At 42.7% G+C, this 24,004-nt stretch carries 22 protein-coding genes; 10 read left to right on the forward strand and 12 right to left on the reverse strand.

Annotated features, from left to right (window positions below):
* Window positions 1-129 precede the first annotated feature (129 nt).
* From FTV12_RS11505 to FTV12_RS11525, 5 genes are all read right to left on the reverse strand, one after another.
* Window positions 130-765, reverse strand: coding sequence for a DUF2238 domain-containing protein (locus FTV12_RS11505; RefSeq protein WP_125278405.1), 636 nt, complete (start codon window positions 763-765; stop codon window positions 130-132).
* A 91-nt stretch (window positions 766-856) separates the two neighbouring features.
* A complete protein-coding gene (gene purB / locus FTV12_RS11510; RefSeq protein WP_034703634.1) occupies window positions 857-2,245 on the reverse strand; it encodes an adenylosuccinate lyase in 1,389 nt (462 codons plus the stop codon).
* Window positions 2,246-2,302: 57 nt separating this feature from the next.
* Window positions 2,303-3,034 (reverse strand): high frequency lysogenization protein HflD, encoded by a 732-nt coding sequence (gene hflD, locus FTV12_RS11515; RefSeq protein WP_180034082.1) that lies wholly within the window; start codon window positions 3,032-3,034, stop codon window positions 2,303-2,305.
* A 7-nt stretch (window positions 3,035-3,041) separates the two neighbouring features.
* Window positions 3,042-4,181 carry a tRNA 2-thiouridine(34) synthase MnmA gene (gene mnmA, locus FTV12_RS11520; RefSeq protein WP_034703632.1) on the reverse strand — a complete coding sequence of 380 codons (1,140 nt, stop codon included), beginning with the start codon at window positions 4,179-4,181 and terminating at the stop codon, window positions 3,042-3,044.
* A 4-nt stretch (window positions 4,182-4,185) separates the two neighbouring features.
* A complete protein-coding gene (locus tag FTV12_RS11525; RefSeq protein ID WP_179992255.1) occupies window positions 4,186-4,671 on the reverse strand; it encodes an NUDIX hydrolase in 486 nt (161 codons plus the stop codon).
* A gap of 271 nt (window positions 4,672-4,942) precedes the next feature.
* On the opposite strand from FTV12_RS11525, the gene FTV12_RS11530 reads away from it, so the two are divergent.
* Window positions 4,943-6,877 carry an acyltransferase family protein gene (locus FTV12_RS11530; RefSeq protein ID WP_180034083.1) on the forward strand — a complete coding sequence of 645 codons (1,935 nt, stop codon included), beginning with the start codon at window positions 4,943-4,945 and terminating at the stop codon, window positions 6,875-6,877.
* 66 nt (window positions 6,878-6,943) lie between these two features.
* Here the strand turns inward: FTV12_RS11530 and FTV12_RS11535 are convergent, their stop codons facing one another.
* Window positions 6,944-8,527, reverse strand: coding sequence for an ATP-binding cassette domain-containing protein (locus FTV12_RS11535; protein ID WP_180034084.1), 1,584 nt, complete (start codon window positions 8,525-8,527; stop codon window positions 6,944-6,946).
* A gap of 357 nt (window positions 8,528-8,884) precedes the next feature.
* Between FTV12_RS11535 and FTV12_RS11540 the strand changes: the two genes are divergently transcribed.
* On the forward strand, window positions 8,885-9,400 hold the full coding sequence (locus FTV12_RS11540; protein ID WP_180034085.1) for a DUF1543 domain-containing protein: 516 nt from the start codon (window positions 8,885-8,887) through the stop codon (window positions 9,398-9,400).
* Between the two features lie 39 nt (window positions 9,401-9,439).
* Here FTV12_RS11540 and FTV12_RS11545 read toward each other — a convergent pair whose 3' ends face one another.
* The 4 genes from FTV12_RS11545 to FTV12_RS11560 form a co-directional block, all read right to left on the reverse strand.
* Window positions 9,440-9,970, reverse strand: coding sequence for a gamma carbonic anhydrase family protein (locus FTV12_RS11545; protein WP_180034086.1), 531 nt, complete (start codon window positions 9,968-9,970; stop codon window positions 9,440-9,442).
* 103 nt (window positions 9,971-10,073) lie between these two features.
* Window positions 10,074-11,222, reverse strand: coding sequence for a D-alanyl-D-alanine carboxypeptidase PBP5/6 (gene dacC, locus FTV12_RS11550; protein WP_004782636.1), 1,149 nt, complete (start codon window positions 11,220-11,222; stop codon window positions 10,074-10,076).
* 128 nt (window positions 11,223-11,350) lie between these two features.
* Window positions 11,351-11,731 carry an MCR_0457 family protein gene (locus FTV12_RS11555; protein WP_180034087.1) on the reverse strand — a complete coding sequence of 127 codons (381 nt, stop codon included), beginning with the start codon at window positions 11,729-11,731 and terminating at the stop codon, window positions 11,351-11,353.
* Window positions 11,732-11,890: 159 nt separating this feature from the next.
* On the reverse strand, window positions 11,891-12,262 hold the full coding sequence (locus FTV12_RS11560; RefSeq protein WP_004782632.1) for an MCR_0457 family protein: 372 nt from the start codon (window positions 12,260-12,262) through the stop codon (window positions 11,891-11,893).
* Window positions 12,263-12,370: 108 nt separating this feature from the next.
* On the opposite strand from FTV12_RS11560, the gene surE reads away from it, so the two are divergent.
* The 3 genes from surE (at window position 12,371) to FTV12_RS11575 (ending at window position 15,115) form a co-directional block, all read left to right on the forward strand.
* Window positions 12,371-13,147 carry a 5'/3'-nucleotidase SurE gene (gene surE, locus FTV12_RS11565; RefSeq protein ID WP_125278414.1) on the forward strand — a complete coding sequence of 259 codons (777 nt, stop codon included), beginning with the start codon at window positions 12,371-12,373 and terminating at the stop codon, window positions 13,145-13,147.
* A 107-nt stretch (window positions 13,148-13,254) separates the two neighbouring features.
* Window positions 13,255-14,094 (forward strand): peptidoglycan DD-metalloendopeptidase family protein, encoded by an 840-nt coding sequence (locus FTV12_RS11570; RefSeq protein WP_180034088.1) that lies wholly within the window; start codon window positions 13,255-13,257, stop codon window positions 14,092-14,094.
* A gap of 91 nt (window positions 14,095-14,185) precedes the next feature.
* The gene (locus tag FTV12_RS11575; protein WP_034702058.1) at window positions 14,186-15,115 is read left to right on the forward strand and encodes a LysR family transcriptional regulator; all 930 of its coding nucleotides are present in this window, start codon (window positions 14,186-14,188) and stop codon (window positions 15,113-15,115) included.
* 57 nt (window positions 15,116-15,172) lie between these two features.
* Here FTV12_RS11575 and FTV12_RS11580 read toward each other — a convergent pair whose 3' ends face one another.
* Window positions 15,173-16,384 (reverse strand): aspartate aminotransferase family protein, encoded by a 1,212-nt coding sequence (locus tag FTV12_RS11580; protein ID WP_034702061.1) that lies wholly within the window; start codon window positions 16,382-16,384, stop codon window positions 15,173-15,175.
* A gap of 160 nt (window positions 16,385-16,544) precedes the next feature.
* On the opposite strand from FTV12_RS11580, the gene grxD reads away from it, so the two are divergent.
* Window positions 16,545-16,886: a Grx4 family monothiol glutaredoxin gene (grxD, locus tag FTV12_RS11585; RefSeq protein ID WP_034702064.1), complete on the forward strand. Its 342-nt coding sequence runs from the start codon at window positions 16,545-16,547 to the stop codon at window positions 16,884-16,886.
* Window positions 16,887-16,971: 85 nt separating this feature from the next.
* Here grxD and FTV12_RS11590 read toward each other — a convergent pair whose 3' ends face one another.
* Window positions 16,972-19,626 carry an ATP-binding protein gene (locus FTV12_RS11590; RefSeq protein WP_180034089.1) on the reverse strand — a complete coding sequence of 885 codons (2,655 nt, stop codon included), beginning with the start codon at window positions 19,624-19,626 and terminating at the stop codon, window positions 16,972-16,974.
* A gap of 196 nt (window positions 19,627-19,822) precedes the next feature.
* Between FTV12_RS11590 and FTV12_RS11595 the strand changes: the two genes are divergently transcribed.
* From FTV12_RS11595 to rpmE, 4 genes are all read left to right on the forward strand, one after another.
* The gene (locus FTV12_RS11595; RefSeq protein WP_180034090.1) at window positions 19,823-21,976 is read left to right on the forward strand and encodes an MFS transporter; all 2,154 of its coding nucleotides are present in this window, start codon (window positions 19,823-19,825) and stop codon (window positions 21,974-21,976) included.
* 1 nt (window position 21,977) lies between these two features.
* Window positions 21,978-22,379, forward strand: a complete 402-nt coding sequence (gloA, locus tag FTV12_RS11600) for a lactoylglutathione lyase (protein ID WP_004782618.1) — start codon at window positions 21,978-21,980, stop codon at window positions 22,377-22,379.
* Between the two features lie 144 nt (window positions 22,380-22,523).
* Window positions 22,524-23,501, forward strand: coding sequence for a bile acid:sodium symporter family protein (locus FTV12_RS11605; protein ID WP_179992263.1), 978 nt, complete (start codon window positions 22,524-22,526; stop codon window positions 23,499-23,501).
* A 203-nt stretch (window positions 23,502-23,704) separates the two neighbouring features.
* Window positions 23,705-23,929, forward strand: a complete 225-nt coding sequence (gene rpmE / locus FTV12_RS11610; protein WP_004782616.1) for a 50S ribosomal protein L31 — start codon at window positions 23,705-23,707, stop codon at window positions 23,927-23,929.
* Window positions 23,930-24,004: the final 75 nt, after the last annotated feature.

The following is a 24,004-nucleotide window of genomic DNA, read 5'->3' on the forward strand; positions in this document are numbered from 1 at the left end:
AATGGAAAAATCTAAAAGGTATGTTTTACCGAAAAAAAGAAGTAGAAACTACCCACGAGTTGTGAAAGGGAAACCACAGAAATACCCAAAAAAATGCCAGTCAATCTCTTAACTGACTGGCATTACACTTTAGTGGGCTTTTTTATTTGCTGGAATTAACATCAATCCACCAGTAAACATCGCCCCAACTGTCGCTAATAATATATCTTTATGGGCATCCCACATATCACCTTGCTGGCCGTTATAACTTTCCGCCTGTTCAGGTGATAAGCCAATGGCGATCAGCCATTCAATCCATTCATAAATCAGACTGGTTGCCATCACAAATTGAATGACTAAAAGAAAAATGGTGAATGGTTTTTGCTGGGGTAACCAGACCTGAAACAGTCGATAAAAAACAGGATAGAGCAACAGGCCAAAAACCAGATGCACAAAACGGTCAAACATGTTGCGAGACCAGCCTATGAGAGCATTTAGGTCAAAGCCAAACAGTGTCTGAATCCAGTCATTATAAGGCACATAAGAATATAGATAATGTGCTGCAACGATATGGATGAATAAAAACAGAATATACAGATTAAAACTAAGAAAACTGAGTCCGATTTTATACAGGCAGAAAATCAGCATACCGATCATAAATAGGGTACCGGTCTGATGCAGTAAATAGGATTGCATTTCCAGAGGCTGAATGCTGGCAACAATGATCGCAGCCACCAAAACCCCCAGGCTGATCAAATGTTTGCCGCTCAATCGATGATCTATCATCTTGTTATCTGTCGTTTTGTTTTAAAGTTGAAAATAATTATAAATAAAAAAAGCGAAGCCGGAGCCTCGCTTTTGGTCTTAATTATCTAAATTAGATTTTAGAAATTAAGTCTTTAATTTGTTTTGCCTGGTCAGCAGCATTACCTGTATAAGTTGCAGGGGTCATTTCAGCCAGACGTGCACGGTCTGCAGCAGGAACTGCTTCAAGCTCATTACCATTCACGAAGCTCACCATCATGTCACGAGTCATCGCTTGACCACGAGTCAGTGCTTTCAGTTTTTCGTATGGTTTTTCAACGTTATAACGACGCATTACTGTTTGGATTGGTTCAGCCAGAACTTCTTGTGCGTGGTCAAGATCTTCAAGAATACGAGCAGCATTCAGTTCAAGTTTACCGATACCTTTTAAGCATGCCTCAAACGCGATCAAGCTTTGTGCAAAACCAACACCCATGTTACGAAGCACAGTAGAGTCAGTTAAGTCACGCTGCCAGCGAGATACAGGCAGTTTTTCGCCCAGGTGAGCCAATACGGCATTTGCAATACCCAGGTTACCTTCAGAGTTTTCAAAGTCGATTGGGTTCACTTTATGCGGCATGGTAGAAGAACCCACTTCGCCTTCTTTCAGTTTTTGTTTGAAGAAGCCAAGAGAGATATAACCCCAAACGTCACGGTTAAAGTCGATCAGGATGGTATTGAAACGACGCAGTGCATCGAACAGTTCCGCCATGTAGTCGTGCGGTTCGATCTGAGTGGTGTACGGGTTGAAAGTTAGACCTAAAGATTCCACGAAAGCTTGTGAGTGAGCAGGCCAGTTGATTTCTGGGTAAGCAGAGTAGTGTGCATTGTAGTTACCTACAGCACCGTTGATTTTGCCCAGCAATTCAACATTTTTGAACTGTTTGATTTGACGAGCCAGACGGTAAGCCACGTTCGCCATTTCTTTACCCAAAGTGGTTGGGCTGGCAGTTTGACCGTGAGTACGAGACAGCATTGGCTGTTCAGCGTGAGTCTCAGCCAAAGCCACGATTGAATCGATAATTTGTTGCATAGACGCGATTAAAACATCACGGCCATTTTTCAGCATTAAAGCATGAGACAGGTTATTGATGTCTTCAGAGGTACATGCAAAGTGAATGAATTCACCTGCATTTTTCAGCTCTTCAATCCCTGCAATTTTTTCTTTCAGGAAATACTCAACCGCTTTCACGTCATGGTTTGTAGTACGTTCGATCTCTTTAATGCGGTTGGCATCTTCTTCAGAGAAGTTTGCAACAATCGCATCAAGTGCAGCATTGGTTTCAGATGAGAAAGCTGGCACTTCAGTGATTTCAGGACGGTTGGCAAGCGCTTGTAACCAACGCACTTCAACAGTCACACGAGCATGGATCAGACCAAACTCAGAAAGAAAAGGGCGCAGCGCATCACATTTGCTAGCGTAGCGTCCATCTAATGGAGAAAGTGCAGTTAAAGCGTTCATATCGATTCCCTAAATTTTGGAATTAAACGAAAAACGGTGCGCGTACAACAACATGGTTTAGATCACCTGAAACTGTAAGCGCGCGAGATTTTGGATATCCTGTAGCAGCTTGCGCTTGCCAAAAATCATGCCCCATGAACTGCCACCAAGCTGACGCCATAAGTGCGCCATCTGCAGTCCAGTAAATAGTGAAGCACGGATGCGGTTGGTATGACCGGAATCTTTAAAGGCTTCAGCATTGCCACGCACCATGATCCGCGGATTGATCTGTCCGGCGGTATCGACATAGGTCTGAGCGAGGTTGGCAATGATGCTGGGATGCATGTAATTGTTATCGAAGAAGGAGAGCTGTCTGAGGATTTTTTGCTGGGATTGTTCGATGATTTCAACAAACTTGGGATTACTATAGACCTTCTTTTCTAATTGAAGAAGTGCCATGGCATAGGACATTGGAAGCTTGGTCGATGAAAGTTTTGGAAGTCTGGATTTTGGAGACGTATTAAAAGGTTGGGTAATGCTGCTTTCCAGGGTTTTTAAACCGAGGGAAATATCGGCCAGCTGATTAAAGAAGTCTAAGGTCTGGGCATTTAACTTGCCACTTGGACGGATATTTAAACTGGCTTTAATCAACTGCTCAAAATAGAAATTACCGCTTTCACCAATGCTGTGCTGTCCCGTCAATGCAGTCATATGCGTCAGCTGGGTGGCCTGAAAAACCCCTGCCAGCGCCAATGCACGATTTTGACGAACATTCAACGTTGTGGCTTGTTGAAACGGTAACTCCGTCATGCCGAAATCATCCTTTAATAAAATCAGGTTTAGGCGCATTGGTATGATGAATCACGCCACCACCTAAACAAACTTCACCTGAGTAGAATACAACGCTTTGACCCGGGGTCACAGCACGTTGCGACTCATCAAATTCAACACGAACACCATTTGGTGTTTCTGGATCCTTGAAAATAGTACACGCTTGGTCAGGCTGACGGTAGCGGGTTTTTGCCGTACAGCGGAAACCTGATTCAGGAATATCCTGTTCACCGGCTACCCAGTCAATCGCTTCAGACCACAATATGGTACTTTGCATCAGTGGATGTTCATGACCTTGACCGACCACCAGACGGTTACCTTCGATATCTTTATGCAGTACAAACCAGGCACCTTCTTCCGCGCCTTTCATACCGCCAATACCGATCCCGCCGCGTTGACCGAGCGTATAGTACATTAAGCCGTGATGATCACCAACCTCTTTGCCATCTTCCAGCACGATTTTTCCAGGTTGAGCCGGTAAATATTGCTTTAAGAAGTCATTGAAGCGACGTTCCCCAATAAAACAGATACCCGTAGAATCTTTTTTCTTGGCTGTTGCCAGACCTAATTCTTCTGCAATTTTACGTACTTGTGGTTTTTCAATTTCACCGACAGGGAACAGGGTCTTATTAATTTCACGACCATGAACCGCATGCAGGAAGTAAGTCTGGTCTTTATTATTGTCATAACCACGCAGTAATTGAGCATATTGCTCACCACGTGAATTGGTCATGGTCTCGCCGCGACGACAGTAGTGACCGGTGGCAATAAAGTCGGCGCCGAGATTGATCGCATGATCCAGGAAGGCACGGAATTTAATTTCTTTATTACACAAAATATCCGGGTTTGGCGTACGGCCAGCAGCATATTCAGCCAGGAAATGCTCGAACACGCGATCCCAGTATTCCATCGCGAAGTTGGCAGTATGCAGTTTAATCCCGATCTTGTCGCAAACGGCTTGTGCATCGGCAAGATCTTCCATTGCCGTACAGTATTCTGTGCCGTCATCTTCTTCCCAGTTTTTCATGAAAAGACCTTCAACCTGATAACCCTGTTGAAGGAGGAGAGCTGCAGACACAGATGAATCTACACCACCAGACATACCGACGATGACACGTTGTTGCATAGGATTAGGCATCCAAATTTGAAATTAAGGGAGAATTTTGGTGCTCGTAAATGAGCGATAAAGGATAGCGTTTGCCAGCTTGGGCATCCTGCACGGCTTTAATCACCAATGGGCTGCGAGCACGTGCGGTTTCAACCAGTTCATCCAGCGTCATCCAGACTGCACCGACAATACCGGTATCCAGTTCAGCATTTTCATCATGGCTGATGGCTTCTGCTCTCAAACAGAAACGGAAATAGGTACGATCCGGGAACATCGGTGGGGTATAGGTATAGATGCCGATCAGATCAGTGACATTAACCTGATAGCCGGTTTCTTCCATGGTTTCACGAATAGCTGCTTCGACAATGGTTTCACCTGCCTCCACATGGCCTGCTGGCTGATTGAATACGGTATGGGTGACACCTTCAGTATGTTCTTCAACGAACAGGAATTTTCCATTTTTTTCGACGACAGTTGCAACAGTGACGTGAGCAGTCCAAGCGGTCATAAAGGAGCACCATGGAATAAAAACTGTATTCTACAAAATTTAGGCAGCGGTGGCTATGTCGATACTCGGGATTTTAATTTAGATGATTAACAATAAAAGTATTTGGCGAAAAAGAAAGCGTAGAATATAATGAGTACATAAAATACTAAAACAGTAATATTTGCATTCTACGCTTTAATATAAGAATTTGATTTAAAATAAAATTTAATAAAAATTAGCAGTATTTCATAACAATTAAAATAAATAACAGGCTTTATAGGACAGGATTCCAATGAAATTCAGAACAGACATTAATGGCCTCAGAGCAATTGCCGTGATTGCAGTCATGCTATTTCATTTTAATGCGGCCTGGATGCCTGGCGGTTTTGTTGGAGTAGATGTCTTCTTTGTGATTTCAGGCTTTTTAATGACTGGAATCATATTTAAAGATTTAGAACATGAAAAATTTTCTATTCTGAAATTTTATGTGGCTCGTGCGAATCGGATTATTCCGGCTTTGGCCGCGCTGTGTCTGGTATTAATGATTTTTGGCTGGTTTTATCTGACACCTTTTGATTACAAGTTATTGGGTAAGCATGCAGCGAGTAGCATGACTTTTTTATCCAATATCAGTTACTGGAAGGAATCCGGTTATTTTGAGGCAGGCACTCACGAAAAGTGGTTATTACATACCTGGTCACTTTCCGTCGAATGGCAATTCTATATGATTTATCCGCTCGTTCTCATTGCCATGCGCAAGTTCATGTCCATCCAGACCATGAAATTTATGCTGCTGGCAGGAACAATTTTAGGATTCATCCTATCAATAATCGCTACCTATAAATGGCCAAACCCGGCTTATTTCCTGTTACCTACCAGAGCCTGGGAAATGATGATCGGGGGAATTGCTTATCTTTACCCTTTGACCTTGCAGGAAAATAAGAAAAGGTTGCTGGAAGGAACGGGATTGGCACTTATACTGGGGTCTTATTTCTTCATTTCAGCAGAAGATTTGTGGCCTGGCTATCTGGCAGTTTTTCCTGTTATCGGCACTTTTCTGATGATTCAGGCACATCAAAATGACAGCGTTATTACCAATAATATTGTATTTCAAAAACTAGGAGCCTGGTCTTATTCTATTTACCTCTGGCACTGGCCTTTGGTGGTGCTGATCTATATCTACTCATTGCCTGAGTATTATGTATATGCCGGAATAGCCCTTTCTATAATTCTGGGTTTTCTGAGCTACAAGTATATTGAGCAGATTAAATTACCTTCATATCACCAGTGGAAAGATGTTTATCGTATAAAACCGCTTTATTTTTCTCTAGTGCTCATGAGCTTAGGAATTACTTTAAATATATTTAATGGTTTTAATACAGATCTGCGCCAAGGCGCAGCCTCAGAACAGGCAAAATTCTTAGAGTATTATAATGAAAAATTCAAAAATTTAAGGGATGCGTACTGGCTAAAATGTGATACTTACGTGAGCCTGACTGAGCATAATAGTTATGATCCTGATCCGGTCTGTATCACGAAACAAAAGGAAGGCGGGGTGTTCTTATGGGGAGATTCTCATGCTGAAGCACTTTCTTTAGGGCTAAGGACATTACTGAAATCCAATGATATCCCTTTTTATCAGAAAACCTCTTCCATTTGCCGGGCATCGCTAACCGAGATCAACTATCATAAAGGAGCTTATAAAGAAGCCTGTGATTATTCCAATAAACTGGCGCTAAAGAGCATCGCAGAACTTAAGCCCAAAATTGTGGTTATCACCCAAGCCTTGAAGCATGACGAAACCAATTGGGAAAACATCGGGAAAAGTTTACTTCAGCTTGGCGTATCCAATATCGTCATTGTGGGGCCAATTTCACAATGGAAACCTTCGCTTCCGAAAGTGATGGTGAAACCGAAAAACTGGAATAGTGCTGAAGATTTTATATTTGATGCCGGACTGGATCTAAGAGCAGTTCAGGTAGACGAGAAAATGAAAAAATTACAATATCCTCAGGGAATTACCTATATATCTCTTATTGACCATCTATGTAAAAAAGATGATGTTCAACAGCAATACAAATGTCGGATTCGGGCAGCTCAAGGAGAAGACCTGCTCCAGGTGGATTATGGACACCTAAGTGAATCAGGCTCTCTATTTGTGGGGAATACCATACTGTCAAAATACTTATTAAATTTATATTCTCAGGGTGTGACTACAAAACAATAAGCTTATTTCCCGTGATTGATCAGCCACCCATTGAGGTGGCTTTTACATATATAAGTTTAATGAAAATTATTCATTCATATTGAATACTTCAGTGATCTCGCAATCACGCACAAACTGTTCATCGTGTGAAACTAAAATCACAGCGCCTGTATAAGATTGAATTGCACTTGCCAACAAAGCTTTAGACTCAATATCCAGATGATTTTCTGGCTCATCCAATAATAAAAGTTCGGGTTGAGGAGAGACCTGGCTAAGACCTAATAACGCCACTTTCAGCTTTTCACCACCACTTAACTGAGACAAAGGATAAGTACCTTTATCACCACGAATTCTGAGTTGGCCTAATAAATTACGCCATTCCACTTCCGGAATATCGGGATTCATCTGCCTTAAATTTTCAATCGCACTTAATGCCTCATTGAGCAAACTAAAATTTTGATCCAGATAAAAACAGTTTCGTGCCAGAAAGATTTGATCCAGAGGTTGCTGCTTTTGTTGGGCGATCAGTTTCAGCAAAGTGGATTTACCAATTCCGTTTCGGCCTATAATATGGATCTTTTCAGCTGCACTTAAAGCAAGATTCACAGGCTGTGGAGTACCAAAAGGAAGCTTTAACTCTTTAACCCGCAGAATTTCACCAGACTGTGGTTTAAGGTCTGGAAATTGAAATAGCTGAGGTTTTATCTTTTCGAGTTGCTGCTTTTGAAATTTTAACTCAGATTGTTCATTGGAAATTTGCCGTTGGTGCTGTGCCTGAACTTTACCTATACTTTGACCGGCCTGTTCCTTTTTAAAGTCTAAAAGCACTTTGGCTTGGGAATTTGAATCACGTAATTTGTTTCCGGCACGTTCCCGCTTTTGTGCTTTCATTAAAACGTCATGCTGCTTGTGCTTCATCTGTTTAATATCACGCTGACTCTGCTGAATTGACTGTTCGAGTGAAGTGATATTTTTCTGATACTGTTCAAAAAACTCCGCATAGTTTCCTGTAGAGTGCTGTAATCCATGCTCATTTAAATAATAAATATGATCAACCTGATCTAGCAAAGTCCGGTCATGACTAATGATCAACGCACCAGCAGGATGTAACTTTAAATACTCTATTAACCATGTCCGTGCTTCACGATCCAGATGGTTGCTCGGCTCATCCAGCAATAAATAATATTCAGGCTTTAAGAACAAGCTACATAAAGCAAGTTTGGTCTTTTGGCCCTCACTCAAATATTGTACGGGAAAGTCCAGATCGGTGGGTAATTGTGCTGAACTCAACAGTTGCTGCCATTCATGCGGCAAATGCCAACTATCCTCAAGTAGCTCATAATCCTCGAAACTGGCTGTACCATGTTCAACATTTTTAAAAGCACGATGTAATTGACTTACTTCGAGTGCTTCAGCAATTGTGGCTGCCTTTAACCGATGCAATTGTGGTAGATAGGCATGATGCATTTGCCAGGAAACTTGGCCTGAGCAATGTGGAGAAGAATGCTGAGCCTGATACAAAAGCTGCATGAGCAAAGACTTACCTTGTCCATTACGGCCAATTAAAGCGCTGACCTGAGCTTTAGGAAGGGTAAAATTTAAATTCTGAAATATGACTTTGGAAGGGAATTCTAAAGTCAGACTGGATATTACACATGCCTGCTGAGTCATAAATAACCTCATAAATACAGGATGCACAAAATAAACAAGAGATTTTTTCTAGAAAAGATCAAGCCAGACGATCTATTTTGCACATCAATCTAAAAATAATCGTTGATGAGAAAAATAGACTTACTTCATTGGCGTGACTCACTTATAAGAGAAGGGGAATTTGGACCTTATTTTAATACAAATAATCTTGCTTAAAAATAGATCAGATTAGGATTTTTTATCCAATATATTGATGCTGATTTAAGTAAATTTCAGGATTTTAAGAATATGAGATGATTTACTTGAAGTGGAACGAGTAAGTTTCATTTACACTATGCGGCTAAAGTCTTCCCTATTTTGCTTTTAAAGGATTTTTTTATGTCTGAACTTAAGCTCTACATTACTTTATTGGGCGGCAAGCATGAAAAAGCCAATGTAGAAGTACATGATGTAGTTCCGGTCATTAGTTCAGATATTAAGACAGCTTTCCCATATTTGAAGCAGCAATGGTTTGGTGTGCAAAAAGGCCTGCATGTCGATGGCTGGATGATGATCAATGGTGTTAGCTATCAGGATCTGAATTATCAGGTTCAGGTGACGGACACACCTGTAAAACAGGATTTAAAATTATTCCTGATCAATCTGGGTGCTTATGTGCCAGATCAGTTTGGTGAAATCCATAAATATCTGGTAGTTGCTGCTAAAAATAAAACTGAAGCTAAAGCGCAAGGCAAGCTGGCCATTGAAAAGACCTGGTTTAAACCTCATACCGATGCCGTGATTGATGTGGATGATTGTTTAGAACTGAACAAGATTGACCAGAAATTTGTGCATCTGGTAGAGGGAGACTTTGAAGCCAATAGTTTTAAGAATGATTATGTAATTATTCCTTAATTAAGATAAGGCTACATAAAGTAGCCTTAGTTTGTCGATTTATTTGTAGTTACCTGAGACTTTTACATAGTTTTGTGCTGAATAAGGCAAGAAAGCTATTTCCTTTTCAGTCAGTGGACGCACTTTTTTGACTGGACTGCCTACATACAAGTACCCACTTTCTAATACCTTATTCGGTGGTACCAGTGAACCTGCTCCAATCATCACATCATCTTCAATAATCACGTCATCGAGAATAATTGTACCGATACCCACTAAAACACGATTACCGATGGTACAGCCATGTAATTTTACATGATGACCAATTGTTACATCTTCACCAATAATCAGTGGTGAACCTTCAGGTTTATCCGCCTTTTTATGACTCACATGCAACATGGAATGATCCTGTACATTCGAGTTCTTGCCAATACGAATATGATTCACATCACCACGAATTACGGCAAAAGGCCATACAGATACATTTTCGCCTAAAACAACATCACCTACGACCACCGCCATCGGATCGATATAACAAGAGTCAGCGACTTGCGGGCGAGTATCCAGATAAGGGCGAATGTTTTGGCTCATGTCAGTATCATCCTGAAAGTTTATAAGCATTATAAAATAAAAAAGCACACATTCGATGAATGTGTGCTTTGGCTTTAGTAAGATCTAATATTGATAATAAATATTAGAACAGGTTACTAAAGAATTGTTTGATATGATCCAGCATGCGGGCAAAGAAACCAGCTTCTTCAACTGCTTTCAGTGCAACAAGTGGTTTCTCAGCAATCACTTTGCCGTTTAAAGTCGCCACATATTTACCTACGACTTGACCTGGTTGTAAAGGCGCAGTCAGTTTAGGCTGAACGACCAATTGAGTCTTGATGGCATTGGCCTGACCTTTAGGCATAGTCACATTAAAGTTTTCTGCAAGACCGATCTGCACTTCATTTTCCTTACCAAACCAGACTTTAGACTTGGCTAGAACCTGTTTAGCGGGTTGAACATTTTTGGTTTCAAAGTTTGCATAACCCCAAGCCAGAAGTTCACGTGTTTGCGATGCACGTTCATTCATGGTTGGTGCACCGAAAATCACTGAAATCAGACGAGTCGGACCGCGTTTTGAAGAGGTCGTTAAGCAGTAACCGGCTTCATCAGTATGACCAGTTTTCAAACCATCTACACTTGGATCAGTATAGAGCAGGGCATTACGGTTGCCTTGCTTAATCCCGTTAAAAGTAAACTCTTTTTCAGAGTAGATTGGATAGTATTTTGAACTGTCTTTGATGATGTGCTGAGCCAAAGTTGCCATATCTTTCGCAGTCGAATAATGGCCTTCAGCTGGCATACCAGTCGAGTTGATGAAGCTGGTATTGGTCATGCCAATCCGTTTCGCTTCCTGGTTCATCATATGTGCAAAGGTACCCTCGTTCCCTGCAATATGTTCAGCCATCGCCTTAGATGCATCGTTACCGGACTGGATAATAATCCCGCGCAACATTTCTAGTGCAGTCGCCGTACCATTTAAAGGTACATACATACATGATTCTGCACTGCTACCACGGCACCATGCAGATTCATTCATGCGAACCTGTTCATCTTCAGTCAGCTCACCACTTAATAACTTCTGCTCGATGATGTAACTGGTCATCATCTTGGTCATTGAAGCAGGGGCTAATTTTTCATTTTCATTTTTTGATGCGAGAATTTGCCCTGTCTCGTAGTCCATTAGCACATAAGATTTATTATTCAATTCTGGTGGTGCAGATAAGACAGTTGCTGCAAAGCTAAAACTAGGAATTAATAATAATGCAGCAAGGGCAGTTTTTTGGGTCATTTCTAGTGGGTTCCAATATCTTGATGTAAGCACGAAGAGCCTAGCATTTTAGGACAAAGCTAGGCTGACTTCTATGGGAAACCCAGGGTTATTTCAAAAGTATTGTAAGCAATCACGCAAAAAGTGGATTATTTACTGTAGCTCACCAACTCATTGCAAATGGCCTGATTCTTTTTCTTGCCAGCCTTTTTGGCATCACTCTGTGCTTCGGCCAGAATGTTAAGGAAATCTGACTGTTTTACCATCTGGTTCAGGCGCTCAACCGGATTTTTTTGGCCGGGCAAATATTCAGTCACGAGCTGGTTATACCCCTGATTGAATTTTGCTTTGTCTTTGACCATGCTTGGGCAAATTTCAGAAAGGACATAAATCGCAGCTAATTCTTGCTTGGTGATTTCCTGACTCGGGGTGACTTCAATATTTTCATTTGCTGCATAAACCGAGCTGCCCCAAAGTGTCATACCAGCAACAACAGATAAACTTAAACTTTTAATTAATGTATGTTTCATCAAAAAACTCAAAAATTACATGTAGAACAATAATTTGTTAGCTTAAAGATATTTTCAAAATTGAAAAGAGGGGAAATGTAGTGAAGCTGTAGAATTATGAAGAAATGTGTAAGAGAAAAAAGACGATGCTGGCATCGTCTCATTTCAGTGAGAAAGACCTTATTCCTGATAAGCTAAAACGTCTTCACACGCTGTTTTTTGTTCGTCTTTTGCAGTCTGTTTTGCACCTTGACGTGCTTCTTCAAGCACAGTCTTGTATTCACTGTCTGCCTGAAGTTTTTGATAGGTCATCGATTTGTCTGAGTATTCTTTTAGATAAGATTGAATCAGCTGCTGAATCGTTGTATCGAATTTTGCATTCTGACCAATAATGCCCGGGCATACTTCAATCATTACCTGTGCAGATGCGACATCTTCTTTCACGATCATGTCATTTTCTTCAGCTGTCAAATCATTGGCAATAACTGCAGGAGAAACAAAAGTTGCCAAACTTAAAGCCAAAGTACCCCAAAGAGAGAATTTTTTCATCATCTTAAGCCATATGTATTAATGGATATCGTGCTACAAATATATATAATTCCTGAACTAATACAATGAAATGTCCTAGCGAGTCATTTTTTAGCTCAACGAGATTTTGCAGTGAATATATTAATTTCCAATGATGATGGCGTTTTTGCACCGGGTATACAGGCACTGGCGCAGGCCTTGAGGCCTTTAGGACGTGTTGTGGTGGTAGCTCCAGAAAGTGAACGTAGCGGATTTTCCAGTGCACTGACTTTAGACCGACCATTAAGACCGATCCAGATTTCTCCCGATGTATGGGCGGTTAATGGCACGCCGGCTGACTGTGTCTATTTGGCCATGAACGGCTTATTTGATGTTGAATTCGATCTGGTGGTCAGCGGCATTAACAGTGGTGCCAATCTGGGAGATGATGTGCTGTACTCGGGTACGGTGGGGGCTGCATTTGAAGGCCGTCTGGCCAAACAACCTGCATTAGCAGTTTCTCTATGTGGGCAAAACGTTCGATCTTATACCTTACCAGAAGATTATCGCATTGCAGCGCAATGGGTACATGATTTTATTGCGGCAGGTTTGCCGACTTTGCCTGAGCGTCATATTTTTAATGTGAATATTCCTGATGTGGCTGAGCTGAAAGGAACTAAAGTGACCTTTCAGGGACGCCGTAGCCAGTCCAAGCCGATTACCAGTCATGTAGATCCACGTGGTCGTCAGGTTTACTGGATTGGGCTATCGGGTGAAGCAGTCGCAATGCCAAAACATAAAGGAACTGAAATCGAGTCAGACTTTTTTGCAATTGCCAATGGCTATGTAAGCGTGACGCCAATTCAGATGGATGCCACAAACTATGACACACTTCACACTTTGCAAGCCCAGATTCTAAATAAAATCTAATGAATGTTATAAGTTTGTGAAAAATGAAAGCTTACAAGTATATTGTAGTAAAACTTTGCTAATCTTACTGGGTTTTTGCAACCGTATAGATGTTAGAGAGGAAGATAATGTCCTTGGTGTCACCGAAATACTTCATTCATGCTTCACCATCCAGCTTCATCAAAACTCTGGTTTTGTCCACTGTGGTTGTTTCCACAATGATTATTACTGGTTGTGCTACTAAACCTCAGGTCAATAATATGACCCGCTATGCCGCAGCGCCTGACTTCTATACGGTACGCTCTGGGGATACTTTGAGTGGCATTGCAGCACGTTATGGTCTGAGCTATATCAGTGTGGCAGAGATGAATGATATTGCTCCACCGTATCGTATTTATGTGGGTCAGTCGATTCGCCTGAAAAATAACACTATTGCGCGCCGTACTACAGCGACTCAACCTGTTACCCAAGCTGCCCCGATTCAGCGTCAAACGATTGCGATTTCAGCGCCAACCACTCCAGCTCCAACGACTGTTAAGACTACGCCAAAACCTGCCACCACTACTTCTGCACCGATTACCCCAGTATCGACAGCAGCGGGATTACGTTGGGTCAAGCCATCAAATGGTCCGGTATTACAAAACTATGATCTGGCTGCAAATATCAAAGGTACCCGTTATGGCGGTAATGTCGGAGATCCGGTCTTTGCTGCAGCAGATGGGCAGGTGGTATATGCAGCAGATGGCCTGAAGGAATATGGTAATCTGGTATTAGTTAAACATATTAATGGCTATATCACCGCTTATGCGCATAACAGTAAATTAAGCGTGAAAAGTGGCCAAAATGTAACGGCTGGTCAAAAAATTGCCGAGATGGGGGCGACTGGTACAACCCGTACTATGCTTGAGTTTCAGGTTCGCTTAGACGGAAAACCGATTAATCCAACAGCAGTTTTACCAAATAATTAAATAAATAATGCAAAACGTAAATTTCACCGTATAATACAATGAGTTGCTTTTATCAAAAGATGAAGCATCTCATAAGTTTAGAGGGGAATTTATGTTAGATCAACTTCGAGCAATGGGTGTCTTTGCTTGTGTTGTGGAAAAGAACTCGTTTAGCGGTGCTGCACGTGAGCTAGGGATTACAACCAGCGCCGTGAGTCAACAAATTCGCTCTTTAGAACAGGATATGGAAGTTGTACTTCTAAATCGTTCTACGAGAAAATTAAGTCTGACCGAAGCGGGACAAGCTTTTTTTCACAGCTGCCAGGAAATGTTGTCTGCTGCTGAGCGTGGAAAGGTTCGCATTAACGAGTTACGTGACGATCTTGTTGGTGAACTTCGTATTGTATCCTTACCGGAAGTGTGTGCGAATCATGTGATTCCTGCACTTTCTCACTGGATGTCCGCACACCGTGGCCTGACAGTCCACCTGGAAACAAACAATCATGAGGTTGATTTGTTGGAAGGGCGTATTGATATTGCCCTGCGATTTGACCAGAACGATGATGATCACAACCTTCAGGTTGTGCCATTAATGCAGATTGAACAGATTCTTGTTGCTGCGCCAAGCTATATTAACCAGACCGCCATTATCTCGCGTCCTGAAGACCTGAAACATCATGATGTTTTGCCTTTAACGCATATTAAAAATCATCAGAATTTCAGTTTTCAGCATGTGCATAGTGCAGAAAAGGTTGAATTTGAACTGAGCTCACGCTTTAGTACCAATAACAGCCTAGTTGCAAAAGCCATGTGCCTGCAAGGCAATGGGGTTGCTAAGATTTTATATCTTGATGTTAAAAAAGATTTATTAAATGGTTCACTGATTGAAGTCTTGCCTGAATGGAAACTTCCGCCAGTCACCCTTTATGCAGTTATGCCTAATCGAGAACAGCAACCGACTAAAGTCCTGCGCTGTCTGGAGGCATTGAAACAATATTTTAGCCAGATCTCTGGTGGACGTTTGTTACAAGTCGCATCATAAATTCCCTATAAACAAAAAAGCCGCTTTAAAGCGGCTTTTTTGTTGTTCAAGATAGACTTAAGCAAGATAAGCCTTGATCATTTTCACTAAACGTTCGATCAGTTGATCGGCCTGTTCCTGAGTAATGTTCAGGGTAGGCAACAGACGAACGACATTACCTGCAGTCACGTTGATAATGGTTTTGTATTCATCGCGTGCAATATCCACCAGCTCACCGCAGTCTTTAGGCAACTCAATCCCGATCATCAGACCGAAACCGCGTACAGTCACTTGATGATCTGCAAGCTGGTTACGTAACTGCTCAACAATATATGCACCTTTTTCAGCGGCATTGGCCACGATATTCTCTTTTTGCATAATATCGATAATGGTATAAACCACGCGTGAACCCAATGCAGTACCGCTATAAGTCGAACCGTGGTTACCCGCAGTCAAAACACCGACACCACGACCTTGAGTCATCACGGCACCAATCGGGAAGCCATTGCCCAGACCTTTAGCTGTGGTCAGTACATCCGGCACAATATTGGTGTGCTGATAAGCAAAATATTTACCGGTACGGCCATTCCCTGTTTGTACTTCATCCAGCATCATTAACCAGTTGTGCTGATTACAGATCTGACGGATTTCTTCTAGGTAGCTAAAGCCTTGCGGTGCAGTGTTGACACCACCTTCACCCTGAATCGGTTCAACCAGAATAGCCACGATATCCGGATGGTTAATTGCAGCTTCTTCAATGGCTTCAATATCACCAAAAGGTACACGAATAAAACCTTCAACCAATGGACCAAAGCCTTGTTGAACTTTTTTGTTACCCGTTGCAGATAGGGTTGCCAGCGTACGGCCATGGAAAGATTTGTCAGCTACAATAATTTTTGGTGACGCAATACCTTGCATATGACCGAATTTACGCGCAATTTTGATAGCGCCTTCGTTCGATTCTGCACCACTGTTGGAGAAGAAAACTTCTTCCATGCCAGCGACTTCAGCCAGTTTCTGTGCAGCAGCAGTTTGCCAAGGCACTTCAAACAGGTTGCTGGTATGAATCAGGGTTGCAGCTTGTTCCGCAATTGCTTCAGCAATCACTGGATGAGCATGACCCAAACCGCAAACGGCGATCCCAGTTAAGGCATCTAAATACTCTGTACCATCTTCGGTATAAAGATATGCACCTCGTCCTCGGACAAAGCTGATCGGTTGACGACCAAAGACTGGCATCAAATGTGAAGGTTGATCAGTTTGTACCGGAGCGAGGGTAATATTGTTCATGACTAACTCTTTACTGTTAGGTGGAAAGAAAAACTTATATAAGCAAAAACTTGGTCAGATTTAAAGGGTAATTGTAAATAAAAATGGATTTATTACTTTAGACGTACTGTTTTTCTCTGTTTTGGGTATAATGCGAGACAGATTAGTTGAGGATTTATCAATGACTGAACAAGCACGCGATACCGAAGCGTTAATTCGTGACCAAATTGCCAAGCACGCAGTACTTCTTTATATGAAAGGCACACCACAATTTCCACAATGTGGTTTTTCTGCACGTGCGGTAGAAGCACTCAGTCAAATTGGTCGTCCATTTGCTTATGTTAATATTCTGGAAAACCCGGATATTCGTGCAACTCTGCCACAAATTGCGAACTGGCCGACATTCCCACAACTTTGGATCAATGGTGAATTGATCGGTGGTAGTGACATCATGCTCGAAATGTTCCAAAAAGGTGAATTACAGCCTTTAGTAGAGCAATACAGTCCAGCACCTGAAGCTTAATCCTTGGATTAAACTGATAGATGTGAAAAAGCGCTTCCGAGAGAAGCGCTTTTTTTATGGGTGAATAGTGAGGCAGGGGGCAGAATTAATCTTCTGCCTGCTGACCCTCAGATTTTTCTAGTTCTTTTGATTCAGCAACCAAGGCCTCAGCTAAGGTATCTGGATCGGTCAGAACTTCCTTTATAGGCGCCTTATCTTTTTTCTTTTTCTTCTTTTTTTTCTTTTTCTTAGGTTCTTCCTCAAACTCGGCACCATCTTCAATGGCTTGCCAGTATTCGAGTTGTTCCATCACAGCAGCAAAGATCGAGTTTTTGCTATAACGGCCTTTCTTGTCCATAGTCCCGACCGGACGTGCCATCAGGATTTCCAAAGCCTGCGCGATATTATCAATGGCATGAATATGGAATTGACCATCGTCGACTGCAGCAATGACATCTTTACGTAACATCAGATGCTGCATATTTTGTCGTGGAATAATCACACCCTGCTTACCTGTCAGGCCTTGCAATTTACAGGCATCGAAGAAACCTTCAATCTTCGCATTGACTCCACCAATCGGTTGTACCTGACCCAGCTGGTTCATGGAACCGGTAATTGCCCAGGACTGGTCGATCGGTAACTGGCTAATCGCAGAAATCAGCGCTGAAAGTTCAGCAACTGTCGCGCTGTCACCATCCACCTGACCATAGCTTTGTTCGAAAGCTAAAGCGGCAGAGAAGTGCAGGGTCTGTTCACGACCAAAATGGGCTTTTAGAAAGGAGGCCATCAATAGCACGCCCTTAGCATGCAAAGAACCGCCAAGTTCTACACTACGTTCGATATCCAGAATATCACCGCCACCTTGATATACAGAAGCAGTTAAGCGTGAAGGTAGACCAAATTCAACATCTGCATAATGAATCACAGACAGCGCATTGATTTGGCCTAGACGATGACCGCGAGTTTCAATCAGTTGAGTGCCACGGGTCAGATCTTGCCAGAATAGCTCACGTAAATAGCCTAAGCGATATTTACGATGATCCAGTGCGGTATTGATATGCTTTTCTGACACCATCTTATCACCCGCTTCGAATGCATGATGATGCGCTTCACGAATCAGGTCGCCCAGCGTTAATGCATGTAGTGACAGGGAACTCTGATCTTCAGCCTGACGGCTTGAGTCGGTCAGCAGGGCAGATAATGCAGAACGGTCAAATGGTAATAATTTATCTGATTGCACATAGTCAGCAATGAGCTGCATATAGGCTTGCTCATTTTCATCATTACGTTGCAAGGTATCGGTAAAATCAGCACGGATTTTAAAGATACTGCCTAGTTCTGGTTCAAGTTCCAGAATTTCATAATAAATTTCTGGCTCTGCCAGCAGCACCACTTTGATATTCAGCGGAATAGAAGCTGGTTCAATGGAAATGCTACCGGTGAGAGTCAGCATATGCTCTAAAGATGAAAGCTTGAGATGCCCAGATTTCAGGGCACGTTTCAGACCTTGCCATGCATATGGCTGTTCCAGTAATTGTTCAGCTTCAAGCATCAGGAAACCGCCATTGGCATTATGCAAGGAGCCGGGACGGATCAGTGTGAAATCTGTAGTAATCGTACCATTTTGGGTCAACTGTTCCACATGACCCAATAGATTGTAATGCGTCGGGAAATCTTCAAAAATAACGGGTGCACCGCTATTTGGCTTATGGGTGACAATCACATTGGCCTGGAAGCGCGCTGGTACGCGGCTAAACTGGGCAGGGGTAAAATCGTCTTCTTCCTGTTCCAGTACAATTTCAACATTATTAATAATGTCTTCAGCATATTGCTTCAGATATTGTTCCAGACCTTCGACATGCTTGAATTTAGTCAGCATCTGCTCAACGCGTGGCATGACTACCTGTTTAGCGATATCACGGTTCAATACTTGAACACGGTCACGCGCATCATCTTCCAGGTCACCCAAATGAAGTCCCAGGCGTTCCAGTTTCTTGTCCATGTAACGCATGTTAGAAGCAATCTCAGCACGATCTTTATTGCTTAAAGCATTAAGATCTTCCTGAGACATTTCCTGTACTTTGTCATCTTTCAGATGAATTGGCACAAAACAATGCTCATCATTGCGGGAAATCAGTTTCAGATCGAGTTCTTCACCTTCACGGGTTAGTTCGATCAAGGCGAGTTGCTGTTCATCACCCGTTTCCTGGCGAATCATTTCAATCCTGTTGTGATAGCTTTCCGCAGTAAAACGACGTTCAAGCTGTTTTAGAATGGATTGCCAGCTTTGATGCAGCATCGCCTGAAACTTGGGCCCCTGACCGGCTGGAAATTCCAGTGCGATAGGCTGACGAGGATTCTGAAAATTATTGACGTAGACCCAGTCATTTGGCGTTTGCATGGTTTTGGCATGTTGCTGCAGCAAACGCTTCACCATAGTGCGTTTGCCGAGTCCTGCTGTACCCACCGCAAAAATGTTATAGCCTGAATATGGCAGGGCAATACCGGCTTCAACCGAAGCACGGGCACGGTCCTGGCCTAAAAAATTATTTAAAGGCTTGATTCGTTTGGTCGATGCCGGGATTTTATCCGGATCGGCAATACGCGTCAGTTGTACCGGTTTCAGGCATGTCTTTTCAAGGGTTGGTGTAATTTCGCTTTGTTCAAAGGCTGAGATAAGTAGGTCGGAGCTGATGTTTTGTTGAGATATAGTTGTATTACTTGAAATTGAAGAATGAATTTGATCGAGTCTCTGAGTCACTGTTGAAAGTCCAAAACGAAATATGACGTGGATAAGGTTTAAGGTATACAGATTTACTTGAAAAATTCAAGCCAACATGTCAGTTTTGCCACAAAATAAAAAATCGGGCATGCGAGAAATATATAAATTTTGTTGAAAGATACGTTATTAAAGGATTGAATAGCAGCAATTGGTTTTCGTGGAAAATAACAAGGCAATGACAACACAAACGACGGGTTGGAAATCCGCATTTACAGCATTTCTGGATCGACGTGCCCTGATCATGCTGTTTCTCGGATTTTCAGCCGGTGTCCCGATTCTTTTGATCTTTTCCAGTTTGTCTTTATGGCTTGGTGAAGCCGGAATCAGTAAAAGTGCCGTGACCTTTTTCAGCTGGGCTGCACTGGGCTATTCATTCAAGTTCGTCTGGGCGCCACTCATCGATGAATTACCTGTCCCATTTTTGACTAAAGCTTTGGGTAGACGAAGAGCCTGGCTATTGATTGCTCAGATCCTGATTGTAACTGCGATTTCAATTATGGCTTTTTCAGATCCGGCATTGGGGCAGGCACATTTACAGCAGATGGCATTGGGTGCAGTACTGCTAGGGTTCTCGGCGGCAACACAGGATATTGTCATTGATGCTTACCGTATCGAGCTGGCCGAAACCCAGATGCAGACCGTACTGGCTTCCACCTATAACGCGGGTTACCGGATCGGGATGATTGTGGCTGGGGCTGGGGCTCTGTTTCTGGCGGCGTATTTAGGTACGGCCAAAGGCAACTATATTTATGATGCCTGGAAATGGACTTATCTGGCGATGGCAGCGGTTATGCTGGTCGGGATTATTACCACACTGGTCATCCGTGAGCCTCAAGTGGATCGAGCACGTAAAGATTATCAGCGCAGTGATTATTTCTGTCTCGTCGGCGTGTTTTTTGTGGCAGTTATCAGCTTTGTTCTGAGCTATGTCTATTCCGGTGACTTGGTATCTAGTATCACTGCACAGTGGGCAATTCAGGATACTTTTGCCTTGTTCTGTTTTGAGGCTTTACGCTTTATCGGTTCAGGTGCTGTCGCTTTCGGTGTGGGTACGATTCTGGTCAAAATGGGTGCTGTGAATAAGCAAATGGCATTCGAAACCTGGGTCAATCCCGTAGCAGATTTCTTTGATCGCTATGGCTTAAAACTGGCTTTGGTGTTGTTATTGTTGATCGGTTTTTATAGGGTCTCCGATATTATTGCCGGTGTGATTTCCAATGTGTTCTATCAGGATCTGAATTTTAGCAAGGAACAGATTGCTGAAGCTGTGAAAGTGTATGGGGTAATTTTCTCCCTGCTTGGCGGTTTTTTAGGTGGCTTGCTGGCTCAGAAAATGAACATCATGAAACTGATGTTTGTAGGCGCGATTTTGGCCTGTTCAACCAATCTGATTTTTATTGGCTTAGTAAAGTCTGGTGAAAAGCTGGGGCAGGTCGAAGTTCAGGTAGGTCAGCAAACCTTTCGAGCAGATACAGATGAAGTCGGTTATTGGAAACTGAATGTACCCACTACTGCTTTTAAAGAGGCCGAACAGATTCAGGTTCGTGCACATTATCTGAATCATCCGGCAGATGCAGTACAAGTCAACCTGCCTTATCTGCAACAGAATGCTTCGCAAGCAGCACAATTACAGCTTCTGCCTGTTACCACAGATAACCTGATCAGTGCCAATGAGCAGGAGAATAGCATCGTGGTTCGCGGTCAGTATCTAGGGCCGGATTTAACTGCAGAGCAAAAAGTTGTATTAGAGCTGAATGGCGATAAATTCGATGCCAAGCTGGATGAAGAGCGTGTCTTTAGTGCTGCTATTCCTGCCGAGAAACTGATTACTGCACCTGTGAAGCGAATCAATGCAAGCTTAATGCAGCAGGAGCAGCCAATAGTGACCCAGCAGCATTCATATGCTGTGGACTTGTCGCAGACTCAGGCCAATCCGATGGATATTGATATTCAGCCGATTACAATTGGAACAGGCGAGAATGTTGAAATTCAAGGTAAGGTGATTAAACCGTATAGTTCATGGTGGCTATATTTTGCAATTATTGTCGATAATCTGGCCGCAGGTCTCGCAGGCGCTGCTTTTATTGCCTTCCTGTCCAGTCTGACCAGTGTGTCCTTTACCGCTGTTCAGTATGCTATTTTTAGCTCACTCATGACCTTGACTCCTAAGATTTTAGGTGGATATTCGGGTACTATAGTGACCAATATCGGTTATCCGAATTTCTTCCTGATGACCACTTTAATCGGGATTCCAATCCTGATTCTGGTCGTTTGGGTGGCAAAATTGCTCGGTGAACACCAAAAACAATCTGTAAATAAGGATGATTAATATGCGCATGCTGCATACCATGTTACGTGTAGGCAATCTGGAACAATCACTCAAGTTCTATACTGAAGTTCTTGGTATGACTTTACTTCGTAAGCGTGATTATGAAGAAGGTCGTTTTACCTTGGCTTTTGTGGGTTATGGCGATGAGGAAAATCACACTGTGCTCGAACTGACCCATAACTGGGATACAGAAAGCTATGACCTGGGCAATGGCTACGGTCATATTGCGATTGCGGTAGATGATGCTTATAAAGCATGTGAAGAAATCAAGGCACGTGGTGGCAATGTTGTTCGTGAAGCTGGCCCAATGAAAGGCGGTGTCACTGTCATTGCATTTGTGGAAGATCCAGACGGCTATAAAATCGAGCTAATCCAGCAAGACAACAACGCACGTAATAACTAAGTGTTATAAAGCGATATATGTGAAATGTATTCATGTATGGATGAAAATATTCCTTCAATCTGAATGCATAACATGGACCCGGCATCTGTTAAGATAGCCGGGTATTTTTTATCGAATAATAAAATTTTGAGGGAAGGACATCAGATGCTTAAACTGCTGGCATTGGACCGCTTTACGATCTTGCTCTTTGTTATGGTGTTACTGGCCAGTGTATTGCCAGTGTCAGGGCAGGCAGCTGAAGTCTTTAGCTGGATTACGACAGCAGCCATTGCGATCCTGTTTTTCCTGCATGGTGCCAAGCTTTCGCGTGAAGCCGTAATTGAAGGCTTGATGCACTGGAAATTACACACTTTGGTCTTTGCCTTGACCTTTGCACTTTTTCCAATTTTAGGCTTGCTGGCAAAGCCGATATTATTACCAATGCTGGGGCAGGAATTATATTGGGGATTCCTGTTTATGTGCTTCCTGCCATCAACTGTACAGTCTTCGATCGCCTTTACCTCAGTGGCTCAAGGGAATATTGCCGGTGCAATCTGTAGTGCTTCATTTTCTAATATTATCGGGATGTTTATTACACCGATGCTGGTCGCATTCTTTATCCTTGGACAATCCCAGCATGACTTTGATCCGACAGCATCGATTCTACAGATTACGCTGCTGTTATTGGTGCCTTTTATTTTAGGTCAGTTACTGCGTCCCTGGATTTTCCCAAAAATGCAGAAAATGCCCAAGATCGTCAAGGTATTCGATCAGGGCTCAATTCTGATGGTGGTTTATGGGGCGTTTAGCAGTGCGGTGGTGGCTGGGCTTTGGCGTGAAGTCAGCTTAAGTACTTTGCTCTTGCTGCTGCTGGCATGTTCGGTTTTATTGACCATCGTAATGCTGTTGTCATTATTTATCCCACGCTGGCTGGGCTTTAATCGTGCCGACCAAAAAACGGTGTTCTTTTGCGGTTCCAAAAAAACACTCGCCAGTGGTGTACCGATGGCACAGATTCTGTTTATAGGTCAGCCACTTGGCATGATTGTTTTACCGATTATGATTTTTCATCAAATCCAGCTCATGGCCTGCGGTGTGATTGCGAATCTCTGGGCCAAACAGGCGGTACATACAGAAGAATAATTCGCTTATTGCTTTTGTTTGCCGTATAATACTGCCCAACTTGTTGTGCTTAGCTCTGACGGTATCCGTCTCGGTGGGCCAAAAGAATGGTCTGTTGTGGTGTTGATCTGCCTGAATCCTGATTCTGGCCCTTCCTCAATATTTGAGAGTGATCAATTGCGATGACAGCAAAACCTTCTTTCATCTTAATGGAGTAATCGACGATGCGCGCCGATATTCACCCAAAATACGAAAAACTAGTTGCTACTTGTTCATGTGGTAACGTAATCGAAACTCGTTCAGCTGTTGGTAAAGAAACTCTTTACCTAGACGTATGCTCAGCTTGCCACCCATTCTACACTGGTAAGCAAAAGAACGTTGACACTGGCGGCCGTATCGACAAGTTCAAACAACGTTTTGCTGGTATGTCACGTTCTGTTAAACGTTAATACCCAAAATGAAAAAACGGGCTTTATGCCCGTTTTTTTGTACCTGCAATTTAGAAAATCATTTCACGTTTCTAG

This window comes from Acinetobacter sp. YH12233 (assembly GCF_013417725.1).
Lineage (GTDB): Bacteria > Pseudomonadota > Gammaproteobacteria > Pseudomonadales > Moraxellaceae > Acinetobacter.